The 12,063-nt window shown below is 61.6% G+C and carries 15 protein-coding genes; 10 read left to right on the plus strand and 5 right to left on the minus strand.

The features are described from left to right. The 5 genes from AC4FS3_RS22560 to AC4FS3_RS22580 form a co-directional block, all read right to left on the minus strand. Positions 1 to 290 (minus strand): electron transfer flavoprotein subunit beta/FixA family protein (locus AC4FS3_RS22560; RefSeq protein WP_491022416.1); only part of this gene is annotated, 290 nt, incomplete at its 3' end. A gap of 163 nt (positions 291 to 453) precedes the next feature. Beyond that, on the minus strand, positions 454 to 1,056 hold the full coding sequence (locus AC4FS3_RS22565; protein ID WP_491022417.1) for a cob(I)yrinic acid a,c-diamide adenosyltransferase: 603 nt from the start codon (positions 1,054 to 1,056) through the stop codon (positions 454 to 456). Positions 1,057 to 1,081: 25 nt separating this feature from the next. After that, entirely contained in the window at positions 1,082 to 1,288 is a 207-nt protein-coding gene (locus AC4FS3_RS22570) for a twin transmembrane helix small protein (RefSeq protein ID WP_198838080.1), read from the minus strand. Positions 1,289 to 1,381: 93 nt separating this feature from the next. Then, positions 1,382 to 2,209, minus strand: coding sequence for an SDR family NAD(P)-dependent oxidoreductase (locus tag AC4FS3_RS22575; RefSeq protein ID WP_491022418.1), 828 nt, complete (start codon positions 2,207 to 2,209; stop codon positions 1,382 to 1,384). 97 nt (positions 2,210 to 2,306) lie between these two features. Continuing rightward, positions 2,307 to 3,011: an SH3 domain-containing protein gene (locus AC4FS3_RS22580; RefSeq protein ID WP_491022419.1), complete on the minus strand. Its 705-nt coding sequence runs from the start codon at positions 3,009 to 3,011 to the stop codon at positions 2,307 to 2,309. A 152-nt stretch (positions 3,012 to 3,163) separates the two neighbouring features. On the opposite strand from AC4FS3_RS22580, the gene AC4FS3_RS22585 reads away from it, so the two are divergent. From AC4FS3_RS22585 to rpsS, 10 genes are all read left to right on the plus strand, one after another. Next, positions 3,164 to 5,470, plus strand: a complete 2,307-nt coding sequence (locus tag AC4FS3_RS22585) for a DNA topoisomerase IV subunit A (protein ID WP_491022420.1) — start codon at positions 3,164 to 3,166, stop codon at positions 5,468 to 5,470. A 139-nt stretch (positions 5,471 to 5,609) separates the two neighbouring features. Further along, positions 5,610 to 6,314: a hypothetical protein gene (locus AC4FS3_RS22590; RefSeq protein WP_491022421.1), complete on the plus strand. Its 705-nt coding sequence runs from the start codon at positions 5,610 to 5,612 to the stop codon at positions 6,312 to 6,314. A 117-nt stretch (positions 6,315 to 6,431) separates the two neighbouring features. Next, positions 6,432 to 7,607, plus strand: a complete 1,176-nt coding sequence (gene tuf, locus AC4FS3_RS22595) for an elongation factor Tu (RefSeq protein ID WP_283176081.1) — start codon at positions 6,432 to 6,434, stop codon at positions 7,605 to 7,607. 333 nt (positions 7,608 to 7,940) lie between these two features. Then, a complete protein-coding gene (gene rpsJ / locus AC4FS3_RS22600; protein ID WP_092899250.1) occupies positions 7,941 to 8,249 on the plus strand; it encodes a 30S ribosomal protein S10 in 309 nt (102 codons plus the stop codon). Positions 8,250 to 8,259: 10 nt separating this feature from the next. Then, positions 8,260 to 8,985 carry a 50S ribosomal protein L3 gene (rplC, locus tag AC4FS3_RS22605; protein ID WP_491022422.1) on the plus strand — a complete coding sequence of 242 codons (726 nt, stop codon included), beginning with the start codon at positions 8,260 to 8,262 and terminating at the stop codon, positions 8,983 to 8,985. Next, positions 8,982 to 9,602: a 50S ribosomal protein L4 gene (gene rplD / locus AC4FS3_RS22610; RefSeq protein WP_092899246.1), complete on the plus strand. Its 621-nt coding sequence runs from the start codon at positions 8,982 to 8,984 to the stop codon at positions 9,600 to 9,602. The genes rplC and rplD overlap by 4 nt, the downstream gene beginning before the upstream one ends. Further along, positions 9,599 to 9,895: a 50S ribosomal protein L23 gene (locus AC4FS3_RS22615; protein WP_124085136.1), complete on the plus strand. Its 297-nt coding sequence runs from the start codon at positions 9,599 to 9,601 to the stop codon at positions 9,893 to 9,895. Before rplD ends, AC4FS3_RS22615 begins: the two co-directional genes overlap by 4 nt. 279 nt (positions 9,896 to 10,174) lie before the next feature. Further along, complete coding sequence (locus AC4FS3_RS22620; RefSeq protein ID WP_491022423.1) at positions 10,175 to 10,687, plus strand: hypothetical protein; 513 nt, start codon at positions 10,175 to 10,177, stop codon at positions 10,685 to 10,687. Positions 10,688 to 10,941: 254 nt separating this feature from the next. Further along, positions 10,942 to 11,781: a 50S ribosomal protein L2 gene (rplB, locus tag AC4FS3_RS22625; RefSeq protein ID WP_198837593.1), complete on the plus strand. Its 840-nt coding sequence runs from the start codon at positions 10,942 to 10,944 to the stop codon at positions 11,779 to 11,781. A 3-nt stretch (positions 11,782 to 11,784) separates the two neighbouring features. Beyond that, entirely contained in the window at positions 11,785 to 12,063 is a 279-nt protein-coding gene (rpsS, locus tag AC4FS3_RS22630) for a 30S ribosomal protein S19 (protein ID WP_092899238.1), read from the plus strand.

Genomic DNA, 12,063 nt, shown 5'->3' on the forward strand with positions numbered 1-12,063 from the left:
TCGATATCGGTATGCACGTCGGACGCGGCTTCGATCAGGATCGCACGGTCCGCGCCCATCGCCAGCGCGTTGCGCAGCGTTTCCTGCGCCTGTTTGACGCCGATCGAGACGACCACGACCTCGGTGGCGATGCCCTTTTCCTTCAGGCGGATCGCTTCTTCTACAGCGATCTCGTCAAAGGGGTTCATCGACATCTTCACATTGGCAAGATCGACACCCGAACCATCCGCCTTCACACGGACCTTCACGTTGTAGTCAATCACCCGTTTGACAGGCACGAGGACCTTCATGCGGTAAATCTCCATTTCAGGGGGCGTTCGCACGCCCCTCACAAGCTCCCGGCAGGAGTGTTATCGCAGGGGGAAACGATTCTACAGCAAAAAGCGACACGTCCCGGATGCACTGCGTCGCGTTACTGATGCGTCTTTTCGATCAGATGTGTGAAGGGGGCGATCAGCCCGCGGCGCCATCCGGTTTGGCATCGCCACGTGTCAGGCCTGGCACCCAGAGCACATCCGACTGACCATCGTCATTGGCAATGCGGCCGGCCACGAAAAACCAGTCCGACAGACGATTCAGATATCGCACCGCATCGGGGTTCACATCCTCTTCGCCGGCAAGCTCCACTGCCAGCCGCTCGGCCCGGCGGCAGACCGTACGGCACAGATGCAACTGGGCCGCCAGCGGCGATCCCCCGGGCAGGATAAAACTGCGCAAAGGCGTCAGCCGGGTGTTCATCGCGTCGATCTCGCGCTCCAGCCGGTCAACCTGGGGCGCAATCATCCGCAGCGGCGTATAAGAGAGGGTCTCGTCCAGATGCCGGTCCGGCGTCGCAAGATCGGCGCCAAGATCAAAGAGGTCGTTCGAGATCCGGGCCAGCGCCAGCGCGACTTCGCCTGTCGCATGCAGCCGGGCAAGGCCCACGGTCGCATTGGTCTCGTCTACCGTGCCATAGGCCGAGACGCGGGTCGCATGTTTCGGCACTCTCGCGCCATTGGACAGGGCTGTTTCGCCCTTGTCCCCGGTGCGCGTGTAGATTTTTGACAGAACGACCATGGTTTCTCCCTGACCTTGCGCCGCCTCAGCTGCCCGAATGCCGGAACCAAGCAAAGGCGACCAGCAGGATGACGGCGATGAACTGAGCGATAAGGCGCCAACGCATGATCTTATTCGCGTTGCGCCGGTTGAAATCACCACCTTTGGCGAAGGTGCCGATACCGAAGATGAGGATCGCGGCGACGACAAGCGCAGCAAAGGCCGCGAGGAGGAAAAGGGGATCTCTCAACATGGTGTGCTCTTTCTGTGCGCCCGGCGGCACAACAGTGCCACGGGGGAAAGCCTAAAGCGCAAAGGGGGGAATGCGAAGGGTGAAACTGCTGTCTCAGCCTTTCGCGATCAGCCAGTCCAGCATGGGGCGCGGCAGCAGCCAGCGCGCGAAAGCCATCAGCCAGGTGGCTTTGGTCACGTAGTATCTGGCCCTTGGGCGCGGCTTTTCCACCGCTTTCACCAGCGCCGCCGTCACCGCCGAAGGCGGCAGCTCAAAGCGGTCAGGCGCATTTTTCGCCTCGTACAGCCGGTGCAGCAGGGTGCGATATTCGTCGGAGCGCGCCGAATTTTCCCAGTCGATCCATTTCTCGAAATGCGGGATCGAGTTTTCGCGGATGCGCGAGGTGACCGGGCCGGGCTCGATCAGCACGACGTCAATTCCGGTGCCGCGCATCTCAAGGCGCAACACATCGGTCATCCCCTCCATCGCGAATTTCGTTGCCACATAGGCGCCGCGCCATTTCATCGGCACCAGTCCCAGCACCGAGGAGCAGTTGACGATCCGCCCGGCACCAGCGGCGCGCATCAGGGGGATCACCCGGCGCGTCAGGTCGTGATAGCCGAAGAGATTGACCTCGAAAATCTCGCGCAGGGCGCCGCGAGGCAGGTCTTCGACCGCGCCGGGGCAGGCAAAGGCGCCATTGTTGAACAGGGCGCCAAGCCGGCCGCCATTGCGCTCGTGGATCTCGTCGATGGCGCTCGCGATGCTGGGTTCATCGGAATAATCGAGGCGAAAGCTCTCGAACCCCTGTTCGCGCAGCCTTTCGCAATCGGCCTCCTGGCGGCAGGTGGCGAAAACGCGCCAGCCACGGGCCTTCATGCCCTGTGCCGCATCCAGCCCGATGCCGGAGGAACATCCGGTGATGAGAATCGATCTGTCCATTGCTCTGCCCGTCTTTTTTCCAAAGCCTTATGGGCAAAGACCGGGCAGCGTCAAATGAAGATCGCCCCAGGGGGCAGGGGTGAAACCCCGCCCGCTTTCAATAGGCGTCGGTCAGGAAGCGCGAAGCGACATAGCCGTAGATTCCGTCGCCTTCGATCGCCACCTCGACCCATTCCGAATCAACCGCGCCGATCACGCGGACGGCTTCGCCTTCGGAAAGGCGGCCGACCACCGAAGAATCGGTCGAAGGGCCAAGCCGCACATTGACCGAACTGGCCGAAACGGTACGGATATCGCCGTTCATTGCCGGCCCGTCATTGGAAAGGCCGTCATAAGAGGGGCTGTCATAGGCGGCGGACGGGTCGGGCGAAAGCGCGCCGCCATCGGTCGGATCGGCATAAAGCGAGGTTTCCGCCATGGTGGGCGCAGCCGGGGCAGACATCTCTGCGGATCCGGCGGCCGTAGCATCAAGTGTCGCTGTGTCACCGCTGGGATCAGGCAGTGAAGACAGGGTAAAAACGGGCTTTGGCGCCGGCGCGGTGGGCTCGGCCTTCGGCACGCTCGCGATTGCCGGGGCCGCAGCCAGCTCGACCGGCGGCGGCAGATCTGTGGCGGAGAGCTGGACGCGCTCGGGTTCGGGCGCGACAGTGACGGTGGGCGAGAAGGTGCGGGTGACGAGCACGATCTCTTCCCCGGTCGCGACCGCACGGGCAAGACCGGGGCGCATCTGGCCCTTGTCCTCGCCGGCAACCAGCAGAGTGACGAACATGGCCGCAGAAAGCGGCAAGACATAGCGCAACATCGGCAGACTTTCGGAATTTGGCAGCAGCACCCCCTGTCTAACACAGATCAGGGTGAAAAATCAGCAGCAAAATCCTCATGCCCGGCGCGGACCGCACGTTGTTGCGCGAAAACCGACTGGACCAGCCCCGGGCCTCGGCCTAGACAAGATCCATGTCCGACGAAGATGACGATCACAATTCCCTGGGTGCAACCGAAGTCGAGCCGCTCTCGCGGGCGATTGGCGAGCGGTATCTGACCTATGCGCTGTCCACCATCATGCACCGGGCGCTGCCCGATGCGCGCGATGGGCTGAAGCCGGTTCACCGGCGAATCCTTTATGCAATGCGCGAGCTGAAGCTCTCGGCGACCGGGGGCTTCCGGAAATCCGCCAAGATCGTCGGCGATGTGATGGGCAATTATCACCCGCATGGCGATGGCGCGATCTATGATGCGATGGCGCGCCTCGCGCAGGAATTCAACGTCCGCTACCCGCTGGTCGATGGCCAGGGCAATTTCGGCAATATCGACGGCGACAGTCCGGCGGCGTCGCGCTACACCGAGGCGCGTCTGACGGCGCTGGCCGAGACCCTGATGGAGGGGCTGGCCGAGAACGCGGTCGATTTCCGCCCGAATTATGACGGCACGCTGGAAGAACCCGTTGTGATGCCGGCGGCCTTCCCGAATCTGCTGGCGAACGGGTCATCCGGCATCGCGGTGGGTATGGCGACAAATATAGCACCACACAACCTGGACGAGCTGATCCGCGGCTGTCACGCGATGCTGAAGGATCCCGAAATCAGCATTGACGGGCTGATGGACCATATCCCGGGCCCCGATTTTCCGACCGGCGGCGTGATCGTCGAGCCGAAAGAATCGATGCGCGAGGCCTATGCCACCGGGCGCGGCGCCTTCCGCATCCGCGCGAAATGGGAGATCGAAGATCTGGGAAGGGGGGCCTGGCAGATCGTCGTGACCGAGATCCCCTATCAGGTGCAGAAGTCGAAGCTGATCGAGAAACTGGCCGAGGTGATCCACCTGAAAAAGGTGCCGCTGCTGGCCGATGTGCGCGACGAATCCGCCGAGGATGTCCGCGTGGTGCTGGAACCCCGCGCCCGCAATGTCGACCCCGAGATGCTGATGGGGATGCTCTATCGCAATTCCGATCTGGAAACCCGGTTCAGCCTGAACATGAACGTGCTGATCGATGGTCGCGTGCCGCGCGTCTGTTCGCTCAAAGAGGTGCTGCGGGCGTTTCTCGACCACCGCCGCGAGGTGCTGCGCCGGCGCTCGACGCATCGGATTGAAAAGATCGACCACCGGCTCGAGGTGCTCGAAGGCTTTATCATCGCCTATCTGAACCTTGACCGGGTGATCGACATCATCCGCTATGACAGCGACCCGAAAGCCGCGCTGATGGCCGAGCTCTGGGGCGGAACCTATCCGCGCGCGCTGTCGGAAAAGGACTACAAAGGTCCGAAGCCGCGCGCGCCTGGCGATCTGACCGAGGTCCAGGCCGAGGCGATTCTCAATATGCGGCTGCGGTCTTTGCGCCGTCTGGAAGAAATGGAGCTGCGCGCCGAACGCGATACGCTGATCCTGGAGCGGGCGGGGCTTGCCGATCTGCTGGCCTCGGACGCAAAACAGTGGACGCGGATTGGTGAAGAGCTGGAAGAGATCCGGCGCAAGTTCGGTAAGGACTGGGTGCATGGCGCCCGCCGTACCGCATTCGCCGATGCAGGTTCCGTCGAGGAAGTGCCGTTTGAGGCGATGATCGAGCGCGAGCCGATCACCGTGATCTGTTCCAAAATGGGCTGGATCCGCGCGATGAAGGGCCATGTCGATCTGGCGGCCGAGCAGAAATTCAAGGATGGCGACGGGCCGCGTTTCGCCTTCCATGCCGAGACCACCGACAAGATCCTGCTTGTGGCCGAGAATGGCCGCTTCTTTACCCTGATCGGCGCTAATCTGCCTGGCGGGCGCGGTATGGGCGAACCCGTGCGCCTGATGGTCGATCTGGCAAATGACACCGATATCACCGATCTGATCCTTTATCGTCCGGGCGAGAAATACATGCTCGCCTCGACGGCCGGGGATGGTTTCGTCGTGGCCGCAGAAGAGCTGCTGGCACAGACGAAGGCGGGCAAGCAGGTGCTGACGGTGAAAGACGGGGTGAAATCCGCGATGTGCCGCAAGGTGAGCGGCGATCACGTCGCTGTGGTGGGCGAGAACCGCAAGTTGCTGGTCTTCCCGCTGGTACAGCTCCCCGAGATGGTCAAAGGCAAGGGCGTCAGACTGCAGAAATACAAAGATGGCGGTCTGTCGGATGCAATCACCTTTACCCTGGCCGATGGCCTGAGCTGGAAAGACCCGGCTGGCCGCACCCGGCTCGAGACCGATCTGAGCGAATGGATCGGCGCGCGGGCCGGGACCGGCAAGATGGCTCCGCGCGGCTTCCCCCGCGACAACCGGTTCAACTGAGGCGCAACCGGAATTTTATCGTAAAATTCCGGCCAAATTCCTTTGCAAGGAATTTGTCTTCTGGCGGGCCGGTCGTGTGCGGGTTTGCCTGTTGCCTCTGGCTCGGATATCGGTGGGGCGTCTCAACCGGAGTTCTGCTTTGTATCTGCGCGGATTTGCCTCTTTCGCCCTTGTTTGCTCGCTGGCCGCCTGTGGCGGGAAGGCAGATCTGAACGAGCCTCCGATGCCCTTTGGTGATTTTGTGCTGGGCCACAACATCATCGTGGCAGACAATGTGCAGAAAGTGCCGATCTCGCGCGATGCGACGCCCGAGGAATGGCAGAAGGTGATGCAGAAAGCGGTCGATGACCGCTTCGGGCAAAAACGTTATCAGGGCAGCCGCATTTACAATATCGGCATCTCCGTCGATGGCTATGCGCTTGCCCCTCCGGGAATCCCGGTCGTTGCCGCTCCGAAATCCGTGCTCGCCATCACCGCCAATATCTGGGACGACGCGAAGGCGAAAAAGCTCAATGACGAGGGTAAAAAATTCACCATTTTTGAGGGGCTGTCGGGGGAAAGCGTGATCGGCACAGGTCTGACCCGCACCAAGGCCCAGCAGATGGAGGCGCTGAGCTATAATGCGGTGCAGAAGATCGAGGCCTGGCTTTTGGAACATCCCGACTGGTTTGGCCAGACAAAAGACGAACAAAAAGAACTGCTTGCCGCTCGTGAGGCCGAAATCGAAGCCGCAGAGGCGAAGCCCGCAGAAGATAAGGCCCAGGATCCGGCTGCAGCCGCGACCGCAGCCGCTTTGCCCGCGGGCAAGAGCGCGACCGCAGCAAAGCGTGCTCCGAAGGGGTGATGCGATGGACGCGACACCAACGGACACTTGATTTTCCCTGTCGCCATCGTTAAGTCGCCGCCCGAGTGAACCAGGGGTTTCCCGCGAGGGGGGCTCCGCAGAGCAAGGGCGGCCAGGATGGCAAAGGCAAAGTTTGAACGGAACAAACCGCACGTCAACATCGGCACGATCGGCCACGTTGACCACGGCAAGACGACCCTGACGGCCGCGATCACCAAGTATTTCGGTGACTTCAAAGCCTATGACCAGATCGACGGTGCTCCGGAAGAGCGCGCCCGCGGCATCACGATCTCGACCGCACACGTTGAGTATGAGTCGGAGTCGCGTCACTACGCTCACGTTGACTGCCCCGGCCACGCCGACTACGTCAAAAACATGATCACCGGTGCGGCCCAGATGGACGGCGCGATCCTCGTGGTGAACGCCGCTGACGGCCCGATGCCGCAGACCCGCGAGCACATCCTGCTCGGCCGCCAGGTGGGTATCCCCTACATGGTCGTCTATATGAACAAGGTCGACCAGGTTGATGACCCGGAACTGCTGGAACTCGTCGAGATGGAAATCCGCGAGCTTCTGTCGTCCTACGAATACCCGGGCGACGATATTCCGATCATCAAAGGCTCGGCTCTGGCTGCAATGAACGGCACCAATCCGGAGATCGGCGAGAACTCGATCCGCGAACTGATCGCGGCTGTCGACGCCTATATCCCGACCCCGGAGCGCGCTGTTGACCAGCCCTTCCTGATGCCGATCGAAGACGTGTTCTCGATCTCGGGCCGTGGCACGGTTGTGACCGGTCGTATCGAGCGCGGCGTGATCAACGTCGGTGACGAAGTCGAGATCGTCGGCATCCGCCCGACCTCGAAGTCGATCTGCACCGGTGTGGAAATGTTCCGCAAGCTGCTCGACCGCGGTGAGGCCGGCGACAATATCGGCGCGCTGCTGCGCGGCGTCGACCGTGACGGCGTCGAGCGTGGTCAGGTTCTGTGCAAGCCGAAATCGGTTCTGCCGCACACCACTTTCGAGGCTGAGGCCTATATCCTCACCAAGGAAGAGGGTGGCCGTCACACGCCGTTCTTCGCGAACTACCGTCCGCAATTCTACTTCCGCACCACGGACGTGACCGGCATGGTCAAGCTTCCGGAAGGCACCGAAATGGTGATGCCGGGCGACAACCTGAAGTTCGAAGTCGAACTGATCGCGCCGATCGCTATGGAAGAGAAACTGCGCTTCGCAATCCGCGAAGGCGGCCGCACCGTTGGTGCAGGCGTCGTTGCCAAAATCATCAAGTGATCTGAAGCCTTCGGGCTTTGTGATCCAGAGGCCGCCCTTCGGGGCGGCCTTTTTTTGTCGCAAGCCCCGGGCGGGTGTATTCCACAGAAGTCAGGGGTGAAGGGGCAGGAAGAGGGCCCAGCCTCTTCAGGTGTTTTCGGCGATTCGCAGGGCAGGGGCCTTGATTTCCTCATGCTTTGGTGCAAAAGGGGCGCGCGGCGCTGGAAAGTGCCGTCTGCCTGATTCTTCGGGTGGGTAGTTTGTTCCGCCCGTTCAGAGAAAAAGACCGTCAACATGTGAACCTATCGGATGCGGCCATCCTGGCCTCATCATGACGTTCCGAAGGAAGAAGCAATGCAAGGTCAGACCATTCGCATCCGCCTCAAGGCCTTCGATTACCGCGTGCTGGATGCCAGCACCCAGGAAATCGTTTCCACGGCCAAGCGCACCGGTGCAGAAGTCCGCGGGCCGATCCCGCTGCCGAACAAAATCGAGAAATTCACGGTTCTGCGTGGTCCGCATATCGACAAGAAGTCGCGCGACCAGTGGGAAATCCGTACCCATAAGCGTCTTCTCGACATCGTCAATCCGACCCCCCAGACCGTGGACGCGCTGATGAAGCTCGACCTCGCCGCTGGCGTGGATGTCGAGATCAAGGTGTAAGGGGGCAAAAATGCGTTCCGGTATTATCGCAAAGAAGCTGGGCATGACTCGGCTGTTCCTGGAAGACGGCAAGCAGATCCCGGTCACGGTGCTGCAGCTTGACGCCCTTCAGGTCGTGGCAAACCGCACCGACGAGGTTGACGGCTATACCGCTGTTCAGCTCGGCGCCGGCACTGCCAAAGTTTCGCGCACCACTGCCGCGCAGCGTGGCCATTTCGCGAAAGCGAATGTCGCCCCCAAGCGCAAGCTGGTCGAGTTCCGCGTCTCGCCTGACAACCTGATCGAAGTGGGCGCCGAAATCTCGGCCGAGCACTACGTTTCGGGCCAGTTCGTCGACGTCGCCGGTACCTCGCTTGGTAAAGGCTTCCAGGGTGCGATGAAGCGTCACAACTTCGGCGGTCTTCGCGCGTCGCACGGTGTGTCGGTTTCGCACCGTTCGCACGGTTCGACCGGCCAGTGCCAGGACCCCGGCAAGGTGTTCAAAGGCAAGAAGATGGCTGGCCATATGGGGGCCGTTCGCGTCACCACCCAGAACCTGCAGGTCGTAAAGACGGATGCAGAGCGTGGTCTGATCCTCGTCAAGGGCGCTGTCCCCGGTTCGGCCGGCGGCTGGGTCACTGTCAAGGATGCCGTGAAAAAGGCTCCGCATGCTGACGCTCCGCGTCCGGCTGCCGTCAAGGCGCTCGCGGGTGCTGCTGCTCCGGCTGTGGAAGCAGTCGAAGGGGGTGAAGCATGAAACTTGATGTGATCAAACTCGACGGCGACAAAGCCGGTTCGGTTGACCTGAACGAAGCGCTGTTCGGCCTTGAGCCGCGCGCCGACATTCTGCACCGTGTGGTCCGCTGGCAGCGTGCGAAAGCACAGGCCGGTACCCATTCGACGCTGGGTAAATCGGATGTCAGCTACTCGACCAAGAAGATCTACAAGCAAAAAGGCACCGGTGGCGCACGTCACGGGTCCAAGAAAGCTCCGATCTTCCGTCACGGTGGTGTCTATAAGGGCCCGCAGCCCCGCAGCCACGCCCATGACCTGCCGAAGAAGTTCCGTGCGCTCGGTCTGCGTCACGCGCTTTCGGCCAAGGCCAAAGCCGGCGAACTGGTGATCCTCGACAGCCTCGCGCTGGCCGATGCGAAAACCGGTCTTCTGGCCAAAACCCTGGGCGAGCGTGGCTGGAAACGCGTTCTGGTCATCGATGGTGCAACGGTTGATGCGAATTTCGCACTGGCTGCGCGCAACATCGAAGGCGTGGACGTGCTCCCGACCATCGGCGCCAATGTCTATGATATCCTGAAGCGTGACACGCTCGTGATCACCAAAGCAGGTATCGAAGCTCTGGAGGCTCGCCTGAAATGAGCGCGAAACCCGAACATTACGACGTGATCCGCAAGCCGGTCATCACCGAGAAAGCCACCATGGCCTCGGAAAATGGCGCGGTTGTGTTCCAGGTTGCGATGGCATCGACCAAGCCGCAGATCAAAGAGGCCGTTGAGGCTGTCTTTGGCGTCAAGGTCAAAGCCGTCAACACCACCATCACCAAAGGCAAGGCCAAGCGTTTCCGCGGCCGCGCCGGTGAGCGTTCGGACGTGAAAAAGGCCTATGTGACCCTCGAAGAGGGCAACACGATCGACGTGTCGACCGGCCTCTGATCGTCAGATCGGTGAAATTGAAAGCCCCTGCGAAAGCGGGGGCTTTTTTCGTTGTGGGGCATTGCGCTGTGCCACTCCGGCCCGCAATCGGTGTCAGGGGGTGCTGCCCGCTGGCGGACCGGCCAAAGCGGGCTTTCTGGCGGCCAGGCGGGGCGTTGCCGTCATTTGTCAACCAGGGGATACCTGCGTTGAGGCCGGGCACAGGGGGAGGCACAAAGGCACCCGGCCGGAGCCGCAACATTGAGAGGCCCTGAGCCGCGTCATAAAACCGGAGTGAACATGTCGCTGTCGAAAACCGCCATTGCGGCACTCAGCCTTTCCCTCCTGCCTCTCGCAGGACATGCCTTTATGGTCTCCAGCGAGACGGCGGACTTCCTCGTCAGCGGCGGCGAGGCCGTGACCGGCAACCCGGTCGGGATCCAGGCTGAGAACCAGTGCTACCCGGCGAGTGATGACCTCTCGGCCCCCGGCAAGATCCTCGCTGATGGCGACTGGGTGGTGACCAGTGAGGTCACGTTCTACGACTTTGAACTGGTCAGCTTCGCCGCCATCGCTACGCCCAAAGACGGTGGCGGCTGCGAGTTCTTCGATGGCAGGATCGCGGTCTGGAAAGATGGCGCCTTTGTCGCGCTGATTGAAGAGGGGGTCGCCGACCAGCTGCTGATCGGCCATATCCGCCCCGTCGACGGCACCGTGGTCGAGATCGGCAGCGGCGCGGCGCAGCCCGACACTGTGGGATATATCGCTTATGACGCGGCGACCGAAGAGCTCTTCGTCACCGCGCAGCGCTAGGGCGGGGCAGGGGGAGCGGAAAAAGCGCACAGAGCGGTTGCCGCCTCAACTTCTTTCTGTTACCAGCCCTCCATCCCAAAGCCCCCGGATTCGTCCGGGGGTCTTTGGTTTTGCCGACCTCTTTCACCTGAAGGGGCAAGGCAACTCAGCCGGGGATCTTCGGAGCCCTTAACCCCGGGCCGAAAAGCCACCTTCAGGTCGCAAGATCAGCGGGCGGCACTTATGGCCCATGAAGCAAACGGAAGACAGAGAACATGGCACTCAGGTCTTATAAACCTACGACGCCAGGCCAGCGCGGGCTGGTTCTGATCGACCGTTCGGAGCTGTGGAAGGGCCGCCCTGTTAAAGCGCTGACCGAAGGTCTGCGTAAACATGGTGGTCGGAACAATACCGGACGGATTACTGTGCGCCACCAGGGCGGCGGGGCAAAGCGCCTCTACCGCATCGTGGATTTCAAACGCGCAAAATGGGATGTCGCCGCGACCGTCGAACGGATCGAGTACGACCCCAACCGCACCGCATTCATCGCGCTGGTGCGCTATGCTGACGGCGAGCAGGCCTATATCCTCGCGCCCCAGCGTCTTGCCGTTGGTGACTCTGTTGTCGCCGGCGCCAAAGTCGACGTGAAGCCCGGCAATGCGATGCCTTTCTCGGGCATGCCGATCGGTACCATCGTGCACAACGTGGAACTGAAAGCCGGCAAAGGTGGTCAGCTGGCTCGCGCCGCAGGCACCTACGCACAATTCGTCGGTCGTGACGGCTCCTATGCGCAGATCCGCCTCTCGTCGGGCGAGCTGCGTCTGGTCCGTCAGGAATGCATGGCAACCATCGGTGCCGTGTCGAACCCCGACAACTCGAACCAGAACTTCGGTAAAGCCGGTCGTATGCGCCACAAGGGCGTGCGTCCGACTGTCCGCGGCGTCTCGATGAACCCGATCGACCACCCGCATGGTGGTGGTGAAGGCCGGACCTCCGGTGGTCGTCACCCGGTTACGCCCTGGGGCAAACCCACCAAGGGCGCCCGTACGCGCACCAACTCGACGACGGACAAATACATTGTCCGCTCGCGTCACGCCAAGAAGAAAGGGCGCTGATCCATGGCACGTTCCATCTGGAAAGGCCCGTTTGTCGATGGCTATGTCCTGAAAAAGGCAGAAGCGTCGCGCGCGTCGGGCAAGAACGAAGTGATCAAGATCTGGTCGCGCCGTTCCACCATCCTGCCGCAATTCGTCGGACTTACCTTCGGCGTCTATAACGGCAAAAAACACGTTCCGGTCGCGGTGACCGAGGACATGATCGGTCAGAAATTCGGTGAATACTCGCCGACCCGTACCTATTACGGGCATGCTGCCGACAAAAAAGCCAAGAGGAAGTAA

The organism is Pseudogemmobacter sp. TB195, from assembly GCF_058313095.1.

Coding starts and splice junctions, on each gene's coding strand:
- AC4FS3_RS22565 (WP_491022417.1), bottom strand. CDS start 1,056: ATGGTCGTTCTGTCAAAAATCTACACGCGCACCGGGGACAAGGGCGAA.
- AC4FS3_RS22570 (WP_198838080.1), bottom strand. CDS start 1,288: ATGTTGAGAGATCCCCTTTTCCTCCTCGCGGCCTTTGCTGCGCTTGTC.
- AC4FS3_RS22575 (WP_491022418.1), bottom strand. CDS start 2,209: ATGGACAGATCGATTCTCATCACCGGATGTTCCTCCGGCATCGGGCTG.
- AC4FS3_RS22580 (WP_491022419.1), bottom strand. CDS start 3,011: ATGTTGCGCTATGTCTTGCCGCTTTCTGCGGCCATGTTCGTCACTCTG.
- AC4FS3_RS22585 (WP_491022420.1), top strand. CDS start 3,164: ATGTCCGACGAAGATGACGATCACAATTCCCTGGGTGCAACCGAAGTC.
- tuf (WP_283176081.1), top strand. CDS start 6,432: ATGGCAAAGGCAAAGTTTGAACGGAACAAACCGCACGTCAACATCGGC.
- rpsJ (WP_092899250.1), top strand. CDS start 7,941: ATGCAAGGTCAGACCATTCGCATCCGCCTCAAGGCCTTCGATTACCGC.
- rplC (WP_491022422.1), top strand. CDS start 8,260: ATGCGTTCCGGTATTATCGCAAAGAAGCTGGGCATGACTCGGCTGTTC.
- rplD (WP_092899246.1), top strand. CDS start 8,982: ATGAAACTTGATGTGATCAAACTCGACGGCGACAAAGCCGGTTCGGTT.
- AC4FS3_RS22615 (WP_124085136.1), top strand. CDS start 9,599: ATGAGCGCGAAACCCGAACATTACGACGTGATCCGCAAGCCGGTCATC.
- AC4FS3_RS22620 (WP_491022423.1), top strand. CDS start 10,175: ATGTCGCTGTCGAAAACCGCCATTGCGGCACTCAGCCTTTCCCTCCTG.
- rplB (WP_198837593.1), top strand. CDS start 10,942: ATGGCACTCAGGTCTTATAAACCTACGACGCCAGGCCAGCGCGGGCTG.
- rpsS (WP_092899238.1), top strand. CDS start 11,785: ATGGCACGTTCCATCTGGAAAGGCCCGTTTGTCGATGGCTATGTCCTG.